General features: G+C 57.0%; 21 protein-coding genes. 10 read left to right on the top strand and 11 right to left on the bottom strand.

Annotated features, from left to right (window positions below; genetic code table 11):
• The first annotated feature begins 85 nt into the window (after window positions 1–85).
• Together metF and ACR0ES_RS07870 are read left to right on the top strand one after the other, a co-directional pair.
• On the top strand, window positions 86–952 hold the full coding sequence (gene metF / locus ACR0ES_RS07875; RefSeq protein WP_480773748.1) for a methylenetetrahydrofolate reductase [NAD(P)H]: 867 nt from the start codon (window positions 86–88) through the stop codon (window positions 950–952).
• Window positions 953–1,181: 229 nt separating this feature from the next.
• Window positions 1,182–1,847, top strand: coding sequence for a DnaJ domain-containing protein (locus ACR0ES_RS07870; RefSeq protein WP_480870086.1), 666 nt, complete (start codon window positions 1,182–1,184; stop codon window positions 1,845–1,847).
• Window positions 1,848–1,896: 49 nt separating this feature from the next.
• On the opposite strand, the gene ACR0ES_RS07865 is transcribed toward ACR0ES_RS07870, so the two are convergent.
• Window positions 1,897–2,415: a YHS domain-containing (seleno)protein gene (locus ACR0ES_RS07865; protein ID WP_480475567.1), complete on the bottom strand. Its 519-nt coding sequence runs from the start codon at window positions 2,413–2,415 to the stop codon at window positions 1,897–1,899.
• 248 nt (window positions 2,416–2,663) lie between these two features.
• Here ACR0ES_RS07865 and yghU point away from each other — a divergent pair, with 248 nt between their 5' ends.
• A complete protein-coding gene (yghU, locus tag ACR0ES_RS07860) occupies window positions 2,664–3,542 on the top strand; it encodes a glutathione-dependent disulfide-bond oxidoreductase (RefSeq protein WP_480482182.1) in 879 nt (292 codons plus the stop codon).
• Window positions 3,543–3,601: 59 nt separating this feature from the next.
• On the opposite strand, the gene ACR0ES_RS07855 is transcribed toward yghU, so the two are convergent.
• Window positions 3,602–4,390 (bottom strand): SseB family protein, encoded by a 789-nt coding sequence (locus ACR0ES_RS07855; protein WP_480870084.1) that lies wholly within the window; start codon window positions 4,388–4,390, stop codon window positions 3,602–3,604.
• Entirely contained in the window at window positions 4,383–4,970 is a 588-nt protein-coding gene (locus tag ACR0ES_RS07850; protein ID WP_480870082.1) for a uracil-DNA glycosylase family protein, read from the bottom strand. Before ACR0ES_RS07850 ends, ACR0ES_RS07855 begins: the two co-directional genes overlap by 8 nt.
• A 248-nt stretch (window positions 4,971–5,218) precedes the next feature.
• Here ACR0ES_RS07850 and ACR0ES_RS07845 point away from each other — a divergent pair, with 248 nt between their 5' ends.
• From ACR0ES_RS07845 to ACR0ES_RS07830, 4 genes are read left to right on the top strand one after another with little or no spacing between them, the layout of a single operon-like run.
• Entirely contained in the window at window positions 5,219–5,878 is a 660-nt protein-coding gene (locus ACR0ES_RS07845) for an ABC transporter ATP-binding protein (RefSeq protein ID WP_209504732.1), read from the top strand.
• Window positions 5,856–7,439 (top strand): KpsE/RkpR family capsule polysaccharide export protein, encoded by a 1,584-nt coding sequence (locus ACR0ES_RS07840; protein WP_480870080.1) that lies wholly within the window; start codon window positions 5,856–5,858, stop codon window positions 7,437–7,439. The genes ACR0ES_RS07845 and ACR0ES_RS07840 overlap by 23 nt, the downstream gene beginning before the upstream one ends.
• Window positions 7,440–7,444: 5 nt before the next feature.
• Window positions 7,445–8,278 (top strand): 3-deoxy-8-phosphooctulonate synthase, encoded by an 834-nt coding sequence (gene kdsA, locus ACR0ES_RS07835; RefSeq protein WP_480487624.1) that lies wholly within the window; start codon window positions 7,445–7,447, stop codon window positions 8,276–8,278.
• Window positions 8,279–8,293: 15 nt separating this feature from the next.
• Window positions 8,294–9,790, top strand: a complete 1,497-nt coding sequence (locus ACR0ES_RS07830; protein ID WP_480773751.1) for a phosphomannomutase/phosphoglucomutase — start codon at window positions 8,294–8,296, stop codon at window positions 9,788–9,790.
• 47 nt (window positions 9,791–9,837) lie between these two features.
• On the opposite strand, the gene ACR0ES_RS07825 is transcribed toward ACR0ES_RS07830, so the two are convergent.
• Window positions 9,838–11,793, bottom strand: a complete 1,956-nt coding sequence (locus tag ACR0ES_RS07825) for an AsmA family protein (RefSeq protein WP_480773752.1) — start codon at window positions 11,791–11,793, stop codon at window positions 9,838–9,840.
• 95 nt (window positions 11,794–11,888) lie between these two features.
• On the opposite strand from ACR0ES_RS07825, the gene rimO reads away from it, so the two are divergent.
• Window positions 11,889–13,277 (top strand): 30S ribosomal protein S12 methylthiotransferase RimO, encoded by a 1,389-nt coding sequence (gene rimO / locus ACR0ES_RS07820; protein WP_480505964.1) that lies wholly within the window; start codon window positions 11,889–11,891, stop codon window positions 13,275–13,277.
• A gap of 137 nt (window positions 13,278–13,414) precedes the next feature.
• Here rimO and ACR0ES_RS07815 read toward each other — a convergent pair whose 3' ends face one another.
• Window positions 13,415–13,603 carry a hypothetical protein gene (locus ACR0ES_RS07815; RefSeq protein ID WP_209504738.1) on the bottom strand — a complete coding sequence of 63 codons (189 nt, stop codon included), beginning with the start codon at window positions 13,601–13,603 and terminating at the stop codon, window positions 13,415–13,417.
• A gap of 226 nt (window positions 13,604–13,829) precedes the next feature.
• Between ACR0ES_RS07815 and ACR0ES_RS07810 the strand changes: the two genes are divergently transcribed.
• Window positions 13,830–14,072, top strand: a complete 243-nt coding sequence (locus tag ACR0ES_RS07810; RefSeq protein ID WP_480773753.1) for a CDGSH iron-sulfur domain-containing protein — start codon at window positions 13,830–13,832, stop codon at window positions 14,070–14,072.
• Here the strand turns inward: ACR0ES_RS07810 and ACR0ES_RS07805 are convergent, their stop codons facing one another.
• The 5 genes from ACR0ES_RS07805 to ACR0ES_RS07785 form a co-directional block, all read right to left on the bottom strand.
• Window positions 14,073–14,333 carry a DUF6455 family protein gene (locus tag ACR0ES_RS07805; RefSeq protein ID WP_480539282.1) on the bottom strand — a complete coding sequence of 87 codons (261 nt, stop codon included), beginning with the start codon at window positions 14,331–14,333 and terminating at the stop codon, window positions 14,073–14,075.
• Window positions 14,333–14,602, bottom strand: coding sequence for a DUF6455 family protein (locus tag ACR0ES_RS07800; protein WP_267366459.1), 270 nt, complete (start codon window positions 14,600–14,602; stop codon window positions 14,333–14,335). The genes ACR0ES_RS07805 and ACR0ES_RS07800 overlap by 1 nt, the downstream gene beginning before the upstream one ends.
• Before the next feature lie 14 nt (window positions 14,603–14,616).
• Window positions 14,617–14,868, bottom strand: a complete 252-nt coding sequence (locus ACR0ES_RS07795; protein ID WP_267366457.1) for a DUF6455 family protein — start codon at window positions 14,866–14,868, stop codon at window positions 14,617–14,619.
• A gap of 68 nt (window positions 14,869–14,936) precedes the next feature.
• A complete protein-coding gene (locus ACR0ES_RS07790; RefSeq protein ID WP_480487612.1) occupies window positions 14,937–15,305 on the bottom strand; it encodes a YigZ family protein in 369 nt (122 codons plus the stop codon).
• A complete protein-coding gene (locus ACR0ES_RS07785; protein ID WP_480773755.1) occupies window positions 15,302–16,009 on the bottom strand; it encodes a M48 family metallopeptidase in 708 nt (235 codons plus the stop codon). Before ACR0ES_RS07785 ends, ACR0ES_RS07790 begins: the two co-directional genes overlap by 4 nt.
• A gap of 121 nt (window positions 16,010–16,130) precedes the next feature.
• Between ACR0ES_RS07785 and ACR0ES_RS07780 the strand changes: the two genes are divergently transcribed.
• Window positions 16,131–16,370 carry a hypothetical protein gene (locus ACR0ES_RS07780; RefSeq protein WP_267364243.1) on the top strand — a complete coding sequence of 80 codons (240 nt, stop codon included), beginning with the start codon at window positions 16,131–16,133 and terminating at the stop codon, window positions 16,368–16,370.
• On the opposite strand, the gene ACR0ES_RS07775 is transcribed toward ACR0ES_RS07780, so the two are convergent.
• A complete protein-coding gene (locus ACR0ES_RS07775) occupies window positions 16,367–16,642 on the bottom strand; it encodes a DUF167 domain-containing protein (protein ID WP_267364245.1) in 276 nt (91 codons plus the stop codon). The two genes, ACR0ES_RS07780 and ACR0ES_RS07775, sit on opposite strands and share 4 nt — an antisense overlap.
• Window positions 16,643–16,659: the final 17 nt, after the last annotated feature.

Genomic DNA, 16,659 nt, shown 5'->3' with positions numbered 1-16,659 from the left:
CGTTCATGTTGTTGTTGAATAATATGAGTTTGTCTCACAATGCCCGTCATGGCACAAGATAGTCAGTTGATCCAGTGAGGCAGCCATGTCCAAACCCGAAATTTCATTCGAGTTCTTTCCGCCCAAAACTCTGGAGGCTTCTTTCCGCCTTTGGGATACGGTCCAGACATTGGCACCGCTGGAGCCCCGTTTTGTATCCGTCACCTACGGTGCAGGCGGTACGACCCGGGAACTGACGCGCGACGCGGTCGCAACCCTGCATAAATCCTCTGGTTTGAAGGTCGCTGCACACCTGACCTGTGTTGACGCTTCGCGGCAGGAAACGCTGGAAATCGCCGACACATTCGCACGTGCGGGCGTGCAGGACATCGTGGCCCTGCGGGGCGACCCGCCAAAAGGGCATGATCGGTTCGTACCGCACCCCGAAGGCTTTAACAGTTCGATTGAGTTGATTGAGGCGCTGGCTGAAACCGAAATGTTCAGCATCCGTGTCGGGGCTTATCCTGACAAGCACCCTGAAGCCGCCGACATGTCAGCAGACGTGGACTGGCTGAAGGCCAAACTTGACGCGGGCGCTGACGAAGCGCTGACGCAATTCTTTTTCGAGGCCGAAACCTTCTTCCGTTTCCGTGATGCCTGCGCAAAGGCGGGTATCGACAAACCGATCGTTCCGGGCATTCTGCCGATAGAAAACTGGGCAGGTGCGCGCAAGTTCGCCAAAAGCTGTGGCACACATATTCCCGATTGGGTCGAACAAGCCTTTGAAAAGGCCGTGCGCGACGGGCGAGAGGATCTGCTGGCAACTGCGATCTGCACCGAGTTGTGCTCGGACCTGATCGAAGGTGGTGTGGACAAGCTGCATTTCTATACCCTCAACCGCCCGGAATTGACGCGCGATGTGTGCTTTGCCCTTGGAATTACGCCACAAGTCGATCTTCAAAACGTCGCCTGACAACTGAAAAATCCAATGATTCGCCCGGGTTACGAATTTTCCCGGGCGTTTTCCTTTTCTTATGCGTGACCTGTTTCACAGTCGTATCCGCGAATTCACACCTTTGCGGAACAATAGAATCTTCGCATCGCGATTGTTGTCAGCTTCCCTCTCAATCAACCATGAAATTTGACAAAACCATGCCCTCGGCAACACTAGGGCTGTGTAGTTTTTAATGAGTGTTTTGAGTATGGAACCTGTCGATAAGGTTAGGGCACGCACGGATGCCCTGGCAGATCTGGGCCTAAACCCGTCTGCCAATTCCAGTGAAATACGAGAGGCCTGGCGTCACATCGCCTTTCACACGCATCCTGATCACAAGGAAGGCGACAGTTCCGGGTTTTCGCGCGCCAAGGCAGCCTATGATTTTCTGCGCAAAGAAGGGCTGGCGACAAAGGGCGGTGCCGCTGCTGGCCCGCCGCAACCACGTCGGGCACGGTTGAAAAAACGTATCATCGAGCTTCCGCAAGAGGATATTGCCGCCTGTGAGGCAATGCTGAATCCGGGGCAAGTGCTGTCGCATATGAACAGTCAGCCTGGTATTCAACCCAAATGTGGCAGCGGTGTTGCTGACCATGTCCCCGACGCGGTCGGATGCTTTGGGCGACACCTGACCTACTTCGTCACGACACCGGTTAATCAGGGCGCAAATCGTGTGGCTTTGCCAACGACCGTTCTGACCAGTGCGCGGCACACCACAGCGGAAATCCTGAGCTTTCAATCCAGCGACACGGGCGCTGGGGAAGTCGTCATTCCCGATACGATCCGAGAACGCAAATTTCCGGGTGCCAAGAGCGTCAGGATCCGGTTTGACGCGGATCAGGCGATACGGGATCAATTCTGGCTTGCAGGCTGAACGAAAAAGCCCGGCTGGTTAAGCCGGGCTTTGTGCATTTGCGGCCAGGTCAGTTTTTCACCGGACCTTCCGAGGTAAATTTCGGGATCACGCTGGTCGAGGCGTCAGACGGCTCGATACCCGGCCAGTTGCCTTCAGCAAGGTTGATGTTGCCCGGAATGTCTTCTTCGAAGAACCCGACGACCACATCCGTGATGTTGAGATACAGCTTGTCGTCAACGATCCGCCACAAGTTCGGGTTTGCCGGAACCTTGCCACCGCGCGACACGCCATAGGCGCAGTGCCCATCATATTGCGGCGCATAATAGGCCGGGTTTTCCAGAAATTTGTCGCGGTTTTCCTCGGACGAGAATGCCCAGGTTGCACCATTGTATTCGGCAGTAATGCTGGCATTGCCACGCACGCCTTCGTGCTGTGGCTGACCTACCGGTACCTGATCCAGGTTGCGATAGGCGACAACATCATACCCCGAGACGGCAAACCCTGTGCCGTCAATATATTGCGGCCCGGCAAATGCCGGAACGGCCAGGGCCATGGCCGCAGCAAAGGTCAAAGCAAAGCGTTTCATGTAGTTTATCCTTTTCGTTCCAGCGGTATCGGTGACGCCGTGATGGCAGGTCTGGCAAAACAATATGCGATTCCCATTCTGTTCGTAGCCCTCCTCGCGCCGCTGTGACCCCTCTCGAGCAAACGTGAGAGTTTGGTCGCGGATTATTACAAATTATGCCGGAAAAGCTGGGTTGGACTCGGCGGATTGCAACACTACCTGTAAGACTGCATCGAACGCGGCCCGGACAAAGGCATGAAAGGCAAGAAATGAGCGACCAATCTTCGTATACCCCACCAGCAGTCTGGACATGGGACAGTGAAAGTGGCGGACAGTTCGCCAACATTAACCGACCTATTGCCGGAGCAACCCATGACAAGGACTTGCCGGTTGGACGTCACCCTTTGCAGTTGTATTCCCTTGCCACGCCCAACGGTGTCAAAGTCACGGTAATGCTGGAAGAGTTGCTGGCATTGGGTCACGAAGGTGCTGAATACAACGCCTGGCTGATCAACATCGGCGATGGCGACCAGTTCGGTTCAGGGTTTGTCGAGGCCAACCCAAACTCGAAAATTCCGGCCCTTTGGGATCGCTCTGGCGACAAGCCGGTTCGGGTGTTTGAAAGTGCCTCGATCCTGTTTCATCTGGCTGAGAAGTTTGGAGAGTTTCTGCCCGCGTCCGGGCCGGAACGGACTGAAGTCATGAACTGGCTATTCTGGCAAATGGGCAGCGCCCCTTATCTGGGCGGCGGGTTTGGCCATTTCTACGCCTACGCGCCCGAAAAGTGGGAATACCCGATCAACCGCTTTGCGATGGAGGCAAAACGCCAGCTGGACGTTCTGGACAGGGAACTGGCGAACAAGACCTATATCGCGGGCGAGGAATATACGATTGCCGACATGGCGATCTGGCCGTGGTACGGTCAACTGGTTCTGGGCCGTCTGTATAGCGCGGCAGAGTTCCTTGACGCGGAATCCTACAAGAACGTGGTGCGCTGGGCCAAGGCGATTGACGCACGGCCTGCGGTTCAGCGTGGCCGTATGGTCAACCGCGCCTTTGGCGAGCCGCACACGCAGCTTCACGAGCGTCACGACGCCAGTGATTTCGAAACACGTACGCAGGACAAACTGGAAGCTGCTGCGGAATAGCAGAGTCCCATCCTAGTGACACGCGGTGCATTGTGCGCCGCGTGTTTGCGTTTTGGCCGTTACTTCAGAATTGGCGGTTTCGCGGGATTGCTGCCCGGAACCTCGCGCACCAGATCTGCAACCTGCGGTTCGGGCAGGTCAAAGCGAAGCCCCGTCTTCGCCAGCAGCGCGGCAGCGGCGTCATCTGTGGCAAAGAACCCGACATCCATCGCCCCCGCTTCGATCCCCGAAAACGTCAACGCCTCAGAAGCAGCCTTGGCCAGCGCTGGCTCGGCCCCCTCGACCGCACCGACAAACCCCAGCAAATGACCCTGAGCGCCCCCCTCGGATTTCGTGGCGACCAGATAGGCCGCACTGGCAAGCCCGCCAGCAGTTGCCAGCTTTGCATCGAGGGCGGTCAACAGGCTGTCCGGCAGACCGGAGGGCCGCATGAACTCGGCAAGCTTTTCCTCGACCTCTTCCGGGCCATGCTGCAACGTTTCGGCCAGCCAGCCCAGGGCCTCGGCAGGCACCAGCATGGATGATGGCGCAGTTTCCAGGTTCAGGCCCAGCCCGATACCCTGCCCTGCCAGCATCCCCGACAACACACGCCCCGACAGCGCAACATAAGGCACAGGCCTCCCGGCAAACCGCGCCAATCGTTCCTCGCGGTCGAACGCCAACACAAAGCGCCCGTCGGCCACATCGAACACCTCGGGCGAGATGTTTTCGCCCACCGCTTCCTCGGTCAACATCAAAAACAGCTCACTATCTGCAAGCCGCTCAAAAAACCGTAGACGGGCAGCATCGTTCTGCGGATCTGCCAGCATCGCGGCATGCGCCGTGTCCAACGCTGTGGTTTCAATCATTCAGCACCTCTTGGACCCGCGCGCGCAGAACCGGCAGCAGTTCTGCCTCGAACCACGGGTTTTTCTTTACCCATGCCGTATTCCGCCAGGACGGGTGAGGCAAGACAAAGACCCGCGGCGCATGGTCCTGCCAGTTCCGAACGGTATCTGTCACCGACCCGCGCACTCCCAGATGGTATTTATGCGCATGACCACCGACCAACACCGTCAACGGCACCTGCCCCAGTTCCTGCATCACCCTGTCATGCCAGGTTTTGCCGCATATCGCGGGCGGAGGAAGGTCCGCGCCGCGGGCATCATAGCCGGGGAAACAGAATGCCATGGGTACAATCGACACAAGGTCACGATCATAAAAAACAGGTTCATCGACCCCAAGCCAGTGGCGCAGCCTGTCGCCTGACGGGTCAGTAAAGGGCTGCCCCGACTCGTGCACGCGCGCACCCGGTGCTTGCCCTGCGATCAGGATGGGTGTTCCGCGCCGAAACCAGACCACCGGGCGGGGTTCATGAGCAGTTCTGGTTTGCGCGAAAGACGCGGCGCACAGGCGACACGCGCAGATTTCGCCATCTAAATCTTTCATCTGGTTGCGAAACCTCCCAAAGCTGTTTTGCAAAGATCAGGCCTGAAACCACATAATATAGGTGCGGCAGATTACCAGAAGTGCAGCGGAATTGCCGACAACCGATCAGTTGTTTGCGGGTTCGGCAGCAACGCATTGAACATTTGTTTCATAATTCGACATAATGTAGCCAACATGGATCGGTAAAAACCATCCTTTCTAACCGCCAAAAACGCGGCAACACAACGGAAACGAGCAGCAGGCTGCGAATGCTGGAATTCGACAATGTCAGCAAGTCCTTCTGGACCGGGACGCGCCGTAAGGTGATCCTGGACAGGGTCTCATTCCGTGTCGAACTGGGCACGTCGCTGGGCGTTCTGGCCCCGAATGGTACTGGCAAAACCACACTGATCAACATGATGGCCGGGCTGGAAAAGCCCGACGAGGGTGTAATCCGCCGCGAATGCCGGGTCTCGTTTCCAATGGGATTCACTGGGGGTGTGACCGGCAAGTTGTCAGCGCTTGAGAACGCGCGATACATCGCCAAGATTTACGGCATGGACCCGGACTATGTTGAGGCGTATTGCAAATGGCTCTGCGGTTTGGGTGAATATTTCGAACAGCCGCTGTCCACCTATTCGTCGGGGATGCGGTCGCGATTCACGTTTTCTTTGATGCTTGCGCTGGATTTCGACATGTATCTTGTCGATGAAGGGATGCCAGCATCTACAGATGTTGAATTCAACGAAAAGGCAGGGGCGATCCTGAAGGAAAGGTTGCGCACTACGACATTGGTGATCGTGTCGCACAGCCCGACTGTATTGGAAAAATTCGCGCAGCAGGCCGCCGTTCTGCTGGACGGGCAATTGTACATGTTTGACTCCTTGGAAGAGGCAAAGCAGCTATATGACTACGAAACCCAAGGTTAGAAAGTACAACTGGCGCAGCAATCGCCCGGTGGACGATTCGGCCGAGGCGCGTGCGGATGCAATCTCGCGCATACGAGGCGCGACGCAAGGCCAGGCACCGGCGGCCGAGGCCCAGCCAGGCACGCAAATTGACGACATCAAGCGCGAAGGTCTGACAGGTCGCCAGTTGCGCATTGCGCGAAAACTGGCGCAGAAACACGGACTGGCAGCAACATCGGACTATGATGCGGTGCGCTTGCTGCGCAAGAAAGGCATTGATCCGTTTCAGCGCACGAACCTTCTTGATCTTGCCGCGGCAAAGCCCTCTGCACAGGTCGACAGCTCGAAGGTCAAAGACAAGATCAGCATTCAGTTGCCGCAATCCATAGGCGCAAGCACGCCAAACCTTCCGGGACCCGAGCTCAGCCCGGCTGAGCGGCGCAACCTTGAAATCGGTCAGATTCAGAAGGACATCGCGCGCCGACGCAGGCGTAAACTGTTTGGCCTGTTCGCGCGTCTGGCCGCCTTTGTGTTCCTTCCGACCTTTGTTGTGGGGTTTTATTTCTATCGCATCGCCACCCCGATGTATGCCAGCGATTCCGAGTTTCTGATCCTGCAAGCCGATGGCGGGCCGGGTTCCATCGGCGGGCTGCTCGCTGGAACGCAATTCGCCACCACGCAAGATTCAATCTCGGTTCAATCTTTCCTGGAATCGAAAGAGGCTTTGTTACTGCTGGATCGGGACGCCGGTTTTTCTGATGTCTTCAAGCAGGAAGTGATTGATCCGATTCAAAGGCTATCACCCGACGCCACGCTGGAAGACGCATACAAGCTGTTCAAACGCATGATCACAATCGGGTATGATCCAACCGAAGGGGTCATCCGGATGGAGGTTGTTGCACCAGACGCACAGACCTCGACCGAGTTCTCGGAGCGTTTGATCTCTTACGCCGAAGATCGGGTGAATGCCCTGTCCGGCAAGAAGCGCGAAGACCAGATGCGCGACGCATTGGAAAGCTTTGAAGCGGCGCAGGAGGCGCGGCGGCAGGCGCAGGAGGAATTGATCGAGCTTCAGCTTCAAGGGGCGGTGCTGGACCCCGAGAATGTCATTGCCAGCCTGCGCGCCCGCATCAACGAGATCGAGATATTGGTGCAGGACAAAGAGCTTGAACTTGCCGCCCTGCAAGACAACCTGCGCCCGAACAAAGCCAAGGTCGACGGCGTCAAGGCTGACATTGCCCGGCTTGAAAAGGTGCTGGAACAACTGAATGCCGAGATGCAGGATGCTTCCGATGGCGAAAATTCGCTGGCGCGGTTGAGCGTGCGCATCCAGATCGCTCAGGCGGATCTGGCGGCACGGGACATGATGCTGCAAACGGCAATGCAGCAAATGGAATCGACCCGATCCGAAGCTAACCGGCAGGTGCGTTACCTGACCGTCTCGGTGAACCCGATCCCAAGTCAGGAACCCAGCTATCCGCGCAAGTTCGAAAATACGATTTTGGCATTCCTGTTGTTTGCTGGTATCTACCTCATGATCTCGCTTACCGCGTCGGTCCTTCGTGAACAGGTATCCTCATAAGACTCATGAAACATGTAAAAATCTCCGACCTGACAGTCGGCAACGACCTTCCGCTGACTATCATTGCGGGCCCCTGCCAGCTTGAAACGGCAGACCACGCACAGATGATTGCTGGCAAGATGAAAGAGGCCTGCGATGCAGCCGGTGCGCAATATGTCTTCAAGGCATCTTATGACAAGGCGAACCGGACCTCACTGTCCGGCAAGCGCGGCATGGGCATTGATGCCGGGTTGCAGGTTCTGGATAGCATCCGCAAGACAATGGGCATTCCGGTCCTGACCGATGTTCATACCGAAGCGCAGTGCGCCATCGCCGCCGAGGCGGTAGACGTCCTGCAAATCCCGGCGTTTTTGTGCCGCCAGACGGATATGCTGCTGGCTGCGGGCAATACGGGCGCTGTGGTCAATGTGAAAAAGGGTCAGTTTCTCGCGCCGTGGGAGATGCCCAATATCGTGTCCAAGATCGAAAGCACGGGGAATCATAATATCCTGCTGACCGAACGTGGCACTTCGTTCGGCTATAACACACTGGTGGCTGATATGCGGTCCCTGCCGCAAATGGCCCAGACCGGGTATCCAGTAGTGATGGATGCGACCCATTCCGTGCAGCAACCGGGCGGAAAAGGTGGCTCCTCGGGTGGGCAACGCGAATTTGCTCCGGTCATGGCGCGCGCCGCCGTGTCGCTGGGTATTGGCGCGGTGTTCATTGAAACACACCAGGATCCGGACAATGCTCCTTCGGACGGGCCCAACATGATTCCGTTGGATCAGATGCCCCAACTCATTGACACTTTGATGCGCTTTGATGCGCTGGCCAAAGCTGATCCTATTCAGATTTAACGACTGAGACTTGTTATGACCAAACCAATTCCCGAGGTAACACCAAATACCTGGAGCTTTCTGCGTGACGCGATGATCAAACCCACCGGGTTTCGCGAATATGACGCCCGCTGGAAATATCCGGAAGAGATCAACCTGCCGGGCATGACGGCGCTGGGCCTTGGGCTGGGTACCCAAATGCGCAGGCGCGGGATCGAACCCGTGATCGCCGTAGGAAACGATTATCGTGACTATTCACTGGCGATCAAAAACGCCCTGATCCTGGGATTGATGCAGGCCGGTATCCGCGTGAAAGACATTGGCCCTGCGCTTAGCCCAATGGCCTATTTCGCGCAGTTTCATCTGGATGTACCGGCCGTGGCGATGGTTACGGCCAGCCACAATCCAAACGGCTGGACTGGGGTCAAAATGGGCTTTGACCGCCCTTTGACACACGGCCCCGACGAGATGTCTGAATTGCGCGACATCGTTCTGAACGGCGAAGGTCAGGCGCATGAGGGTGGATCTTGGGAATTCGTCGAGGGCGTGAAGGAAGCGTATATCGACGACCTCGTCGGTGATTTCAAAGTGTCCCGCCCGCTAAAGGTTGTCTGCGCAACCGGAAACGGCACCGCTTCGGCCTTTGCGCCCGAAATCTTCGAACGGATGGGGGTTGAGGTCGTCCCCAGCCATAACCGGTTGGATTACACCTTCCCAAACTACAACCCGAACCCCGAAGCGATGGAAATGCTGCATGACATGGCGGCAACGGTAAAATCCAGCGGTGCCGATCTGGCACTTGGGTTTGATGGTGACGGTGATCGCTGCGGCGTCGTCGATGATGAAGGCGAAGAGATCTTTGCCGACAAGGTGGGTGTGATCATGGCCCGCGATCTGGCCAAGCTGCACCCCGGATCGACCTTTGTCGCTGATGTGAAATCCACCGGCCTGTTTGCCAGCGATCCCGAGTTGCAGGCCCTTGGCGTCAAGGCAGATTACTGGAAAACCGGCCACAGCCACATGAAACGGCGCGTCAAAGAAATCGGTGCGCTGGCTGGGTTTGAAAAGTCGGGCCATTACTTTCTGGCCGAGCCGGTCGGGCGCGGTTATGACTGCGGAATGCGCGTCGCGGTCGAGATCTGTAAACTGATGGACCGCAACCCGGATCAAAGCATGTCCGACCTGCGCAAAGCTCTGCCCAAGACCTGGTCGACGCCCACCATGTCACCCTATGCAGCAGATACCGAAAAATACGATATCCTGCAGCGACTGGTCGACAAGCTGGTTGCCAAGGGAGATGCGGGCGAAACACTCGCAGGCCGTGCGATCAAAGAGGTCGTTACGGTGAACGGCGCACGTGTCATTCTGGACAATGGCAGCTGGGGGCTGGTGCGGGCTTCATCCAACACACCCAATCTGGTGGTCGTCTGTGAAAGCAGCGAAAGCGAGGCTGAGATGCGGGCGATCTTTGCCGATATCGATGCGGTGATCCGAACCGAACCCGGTGTTGGCGATTACGACCAGACCATCTGAGGAAAACTGCTTGGGGCATATCTGATCGCCCCAAGCGCAACACTTGCTCAGTTTCCGCCAAACAGTTTGAGCAGCCCTTTCTTCGCCTCTTCTTCAAGCTTGTTCTTAAGCGCATCTTCGATCTGATCGCTGTCCGTGATGGTGGTATCCAGCTCGTTTCCAACCTTCTCGAAAACTTTCTGTTTCGCGTCGTTTTCCAGCTCTTTGACCTTCACATCTGCCGCCGCTTCGATGACCTTGGTCAGATCCGGCTTGATTGACGGGTTGCTCCACGGGCCAACGATACGCACAGGCACCGATATGCCCTGCCCCGAATTGGCCCGCAAAGCTACGGGCGTGAACAGATAATCGATATTGCGCGCACCCAGACCCACGACCCCCTGACCATCGGCGCGGAAATTCTTAAGCGACATAAGCAGATCGTTATTCGTCATTACACCCTGATCGATGGTGAAGTTGGCCGACAGGCTGTTGAACACCGTTGTTCCGCCCGATCCGGTCCCCTGCCCCATAAGTCGATCCAGATCGAAACCGGATATTACCCCCGTCCCGACATCCAGATTTCCCTTACCGCTGAGAGACCGCATGATCTGATCCTCAGACCGACCGACACCCAGAAACTCAACGGTTCCTGCCGCGGTTCCCGACAGGCGTTCGACACCGGCCAGTGTCGACAACGCCTGTTTCAGATCAATCTCACTTGCCGTCACCTTGCCACCCACGGACAGGCCATTGCGATTGTTGGCAACCACGTGCCCATTCAACTGACCCGAAAACAACGTCGCCGGATGCATGGCAAGAACCGCCCGCGCGCGGTCCAGTGTCAGCGTCAGGTCACTTTTCCCAAAGGTCATGCCGGGAACCGCGATTGAGTTGGCCGTCAGGCGAATATTGCCATTCGCCAAAGCCAATGCGGATGCGTCGATTGGGTCTTTTGACCAGCCTTCCTGAACTGGTGACGCAGGTTGAGACGCGCCACCCGACCCGGCGCCGGTTTCGGATATCTTTGACAGGTCAAGATCGCCCGCATCCAACCGTGCGACGATCTGAGGGGGATCGGAAATGGTGATATCCGCCTCTCCGACGAACCGGTTGCCATCCAACTGCGCTGTCATGTTCCGCAGGGAAATCCGACCGTCCCGCGTATAGGTCATTTGCGCAGAGATATCGGCAACGTTACCCAATCCCCACGGCACAGCCACACCCGCCTGACCGAAGGCCGCCAGCATCTTTTCCGTATCTCGGGTGGTGATCTTTGTGGTCCCGTCCATCTCTCCGGCCAGATTGACGTGGCCGTCAAAGCCTATCTCACCACCCGGTGCAGTCAGGGCCAGTTCAAGCGCGGTTACGGACCCTGCGGCAAAAGCTGGCAAGTCCGGGATCTTCAAATCAACCTGAACAGCACCTCCGGGTACAGGCATTGATGCTTCCATTACCATCGGCGCAGTGACCTGAGGCCAACTGGCCGACAAGGTGACATCAGGAAAATCCATCTGCGTGGCACCGTCTTCCACATAGATAAGTCGCGCATTATTTAGCTGCAACTCTTCCAAAGTTACGGTCGACGATGCGCCTGCCGGAACCGTCCCCGCAGACGGTGTGGCAGTCGCGGTGGTCACAGGCGCGCTCAGCTCCCAGTTTCCGCGCCCTTGCGAACGTTCCAGCCGCAGCACCGGGTTTTCCGCGAAAACGCGTTTGATCCGCAGATCCCCATTCAAAAGCGCAGCAGCATCCACGCCCACGGCAAGGCTATCAGCGCTCAACATCGGCTCTGGCCCGGCCCAGCTGGCGTTCCCAAAACGCACAGGCCCGGTTTCCATCCCAAGTACCGGCCAGAACGACAGGCGCACATCGCCGCTCAATGTCAGTTCGCGCCCTGTCTGGGCTTTGACCTGCTCAGCCAGAATCGCGCCAAGCTTGTCGCCGGGCATCAGCAATAGCGCGCCAATGACCAGCCCAACCACCGCCACAACAATAAACAGGATGCGTATCAGCCATTTCATGATCTGCTCTCCGCCTTTTGGCTTGTCTTTGCCGCGATCATTCAAATCGCACGTCACATTTGCAAGGGGAAGCTTTCCCCACTATATGCCGCGCCATGACGACGAACCCGCCAAACCTCCGCCCTGACCTGGCTCCGGCCGCCCGGATCACCGAGACACCCCGTTCAAACCAGCCGACGATCGGTATGGTGTCGCTGGGCTGTCCAAAAGCTTTGGTCGACAGCGAACGCATTCTGACCCGGCTTCGTGCTGAAGGATACGGCATTTCGCCCGATTATGCCGGGGCCGATGCCGTCATTGTGAACACCTGCGGGTTCCTCGACAGCGCCAAGGCGGAATCGCTGGACGCAATCGGAGAGGCACTGGTTGAAAACGGCAAGGTCATCGTCACCGGCTGTTTGGGGGCCGAACCGGATTACATCCGCGAACACCACCCCCGCATCATGGCGGTCACCGGTCCGCATCAGTACGAACAGGTACTGGATGCGGTTCACGCCGCCGTTCCCCCTGACCCTGACCCGTTCGTCGATCTGCTGCCCGCCAGCAGTGTTCGACTGACCCCCCGCCACTACAGTTATCTGAAAATCTCCGAGGGCTGTAACCACAAATGCAAGTTCTGCATCATCCCCGATATGCGGGGAAAACTGGCCAGCCGTCCGGCCCATGCGGTTCTGCGTGAGGCGGAAAAGCTGGTCGAAAATGGCGTGCGTGAACTGTTGGTGATTTCGCAGGATACTTCGGCCTATGGGCTGGACCGGAAATACGATGTGAACCCGTGGAAAGACCGCGAGGCGCGCAGCCACATCACCGATCTGGCCCGAGAACTGGGTCAGTTGGATGCCTGGGTACGGCTGCACTATGTCTATCCCTATCCACATGTGCGCGAGTTGATCCCGCTGATGGCGGACGCCGGGTCCAACATACTGCCCTATCTGGATATCCCGTTCCAGCACGCCCACCCGGATGTTCTGAAACGGATGGCCCGCCCCGCCGCAGCGGCCAAAACTCTGGACGAAATTCAGGCCTGGCGCGCAATCTGTCCCGATATCACCCTGCGTTCGACCTTTATCGTCGGTTACCCGGGTGAGACCGAGGCCGAATTCCAAACCCTGCTGGACTGGATGGACGAGGCGCAACTGGATCGTGTCGGCTGTTTTCAATACGAAAACGTGGATGGTGCGCGCTCAAACGACCTGCCTGATCATGTCCCGGCCGAAATCAAACAAGAGCGGTGGGATCGCTTCATGGAAAAGGCTCAGGCCATTTCAGAAGCCAAGTTGCAAGCTAAAGTCGGACAAACGCTTCAAGTAATCGTCGATGAAGTGGATGACGAAGCCGCCACCTGCCGCACCAAATCGGACGCGCCCGAGATCGACGGCAACCTGTTCATTGACGAGGGCTTCGAAAGCCTCAAACCCGGCGATATCGTCACGGTCGAAGTGGACGAGGCGGGGGAATACGATCTGTGGGGGAAACCCGTTTGACGCCAGTAACCTGCCCATAATGCCCTCGGGTGAATAGTTACCCCTTACAGCGCAGGTAGAAATAAACCGCCATGAATGGCGGCGATAAATCCTGAAAATGGTGCAGGCGGTCCGCAATCAGACCGCCTGCGATAAGCTTACTGAGAAACCGGGTTGCAGACAGTCTGACCTGCTTCGGTTGTTGCCAGTTCATAGCCTGCCGAGCAGCTGGCCGAGCCATACTTGTCGTAGTCGGGTTGTACGTAAACAGGGGTCGGTTCTTCCTGCTGCGCACAAGCGGTCAGGACCAGAGCAAATGCGCCAACGGCTGCAAGTTTCAGTTTCATGTCCGTCAATCCTCTATTACTTTTCTGATATTGCCCAGCTTTTCGGGCCGTTTCCAGAGTACGGGCTGAACGGCAATCTGGCAACTGAAACGGTCACTTCCTCGTGAGGAAGAGCGATTCCATGCCAGTTCGAAGCCCAAATGATGATCCTTGCGGCATTACAGCTACCTTTTTGTCTGCATCGTCCTAAACTGTGCGACGTTTCAGCCAAAGACGGAGAAGCCACATGTCAGACACACCCGTTATTGCCCAGAAAACCCCTTTTTCAGTCGAGGTTGTCGAAGGGAAAACCTATTTCTGGTGCGCGTGTGGAAAATCGAACCGCCAACCCTTTTGCGATGGCTCACATAAAGGCAGTGGGTTCGAACCGGTGAAATACACGGCCGAGACCAGCAAAAAGGTCTTCTTTTGCGGGTGCAAACACAGTGCAAACGCGCCGCTATGCGATGGAACGCACAAAGACCTTTGATCAACCTTTTAATCGGTTCAGTGTCTCTGAATTTGCACAGAAATCCGGGGCCGTATCCGCTGGATGCTGCCGCTGAGCCAGCCAGCTGGTGCATTGCGCATCACAACCCGATGCGCGACAGCGCGTGACCAGTTCGGCGTATTCTTCGGGCGACAGCCGCCCTTCGGCCATGGCTTCGCTCAGTGAAATTCCCATGCTTCGCGAGACAGAGCGCGTCAACCAAAAGTGCTTTTCGACCTCACCCAGAATATCCCGAGGCATCACGCGTCCTCCGCTTGCAAAGCTTTGATGGCCTTGAAACGCTCACGGTTCGGGCATGTGCATGGGGCATGATCAATCTGTTCGCGCCGTTCCAGCCACTCTGGGCAGGTTCTGGCCCAGGCACAGCCTCGGCATTGCTGCACGATCTCGGCCCAATCCTCATGTTTCAGGTGACCGTCCCGATAGGCTGCGGCCAGGTCGGTTCCTGTGACCTCGCCCATCCGCAGTACCAAGCGCAGGTGGGCCATGATTTCACCGAGACGTGGCATGGCGAACCTGACAGTTAAGGCATCAATTTGTGCAGTAACTCCTGGTTACGGCAATATTCAGGTGTCCGCCCAGCGGTCGCCATTTTCTTAAGCAGATCCTGACAATGATCCGGGTTCGGACAATCGGTACATCGCAGAACTGCGTCAGAAATCTGGTCGACAGATAGCTTGCCGCCAATGGCTGCTTCCTCAAGATCGATGTCCAGCATTCTGGCCATATCGTCCACCAATCCGGCATGAAGCCGCAAGGACTCTCGGGTGGGCATGCTGTATCCTTTCCCTTTCGCGCTTTACGAAATCCTAGCGCATCCGGAAGGTCAGACTTTGATACAGGTCAAGATTGGGCGCCGATGTGGTCCAGATAGGCCCGGGTTGCATCCTGAACGCGGCGAAAACGGTCCCCACCCAGCTTTTTGCCTCCGTACCAGCGGGTGACGATGATCACGTGATTGTCCAGCCCTGCACGCTCGATCATCCGCAGGATTACCATACCGGCGCCGCTCTCCCCGTCATCAGCCTTCAGCGCGCCGGTCGGCAAAGAGGCGGCCCAGGTGTTATGTGTGGCCTTGGCATAGGATTTATCGGACTTCAGTTGGTCCAAAACCGCGTCGACGTCCGCGCGTGACGCCACAGGCGCGCCAGATACCGCATATTTCGACCCGCGATCCGTCAAAATCACGCCAAGGCGCACAAGATCGGTCATTGCGTCAGTCCCAGTTGTGTCGCGGTTTCAAGCACGATGTGAACGCGCTGCGCGTTTGGCGGGTGGGTGCCCAGAAACCTGTCACCGGGATCCGGAATGCGATCAAAGAACTTTGCCCCGATCAGCGGGTTGTAGCCCGCATTATGTGTAATGATCGTGCCCATCTGGTCAGCCTCAAGCTCAAAATCCTTCACATAAGCCTGAACACCAACCTGCGCCCCAACTTTCTGGGCCTCTTCTATGTCGGCGGCGTCGCCCCCGCGCAGCTTTTCCGCCTTTCCGAACTCAGTTGCGCTTGCGCTGGCATTTTCGCTTTGCCGTGCGATGTGGCCCAGCACGTGATGGGCCGCCTCGTGCCCCATGACAAAAGCCAGTTCATCTGCATTTTGTGTGGAACGGATCATCGCAAGTGTAAAGATTATGGTGGGTTGCTTCTGGTCGTCCAATGTCTGAAACGCATTGGCCGGCGCACGTGGGTTCAGATCAACGAGAACCCGGAAATCGCATTTCTGAGGCCTTGATTGTTTCAAACACTGGCTGCGAGCCTCGGCCCCAATGTTCTGGCTGACTTCGCGAAAGGTCTGGGCCATGGTTTCGGACTCCGGCCCTTCACCCAGCCAATCCGCGGCGGGTTGCACGCGCAATGCACCTTCCGCACAGGCCGCAAGCAGCAGGGGAAGCACCAAAACAAAGCGTCTGCGCATGTTACATCCTTCGGCTCGGTCTGACCGTGATTTCAACATAGTACGTGCTGTTCAGAGTAACCACACAATGCTTTGAAACGAACGTCTTGCATTGCGCGTCGACGGCTTGCACTCTGTCCTTATGTTTTCGATTGAGCATGAATTCGACTCGACGGTCATAACGCTTGTGGACGAAGGTGAAAAACCTTTGCAAGAGGATGTTGTGATCAACAATTTCGCCGAATGCGTCACGCTGGAACAGTTTGATCCGCGAACCGACCAAGTGCAAAAGATCACCTTGTCGCCCGAACAGGTCCGCGATCTGGCCGCAGCGCTGGACCTGCCCGAGGGTGTTTACCAGATCCGTGAAACGGGGCCTTAGGGCACATAGACAAACACCTTGTTGCGCGCGGTTTGCCCCTGCTTGAGTGTCAGTGTCGAAGGGGCAACGCCAAGACATTTCGCAAGGATCACCTGAACCGCATGGTTGGCTTTGCCGCTGTCAGGCGGTGCCGTGACAAATACCCTGATCTGCCCGTCTTTCACGACCACCCGGTCGCGCGCGGCCTTGGGTGTAACTTTCAGATGAAACGTTGCCCCGGCGTGCGCCTGCGCGCTGAGATCCGGCAGATCTCGTAGTTTGGATTTCGCCATTGTCGCCCCTTCCCTCA

The sequence above is a fragment of the Ruegeria sp. N7 genome (genome assembly GCF_056531345.1).
This window is presented reverse-complemented; position numbering and strand designations above follow the sequence as displayed.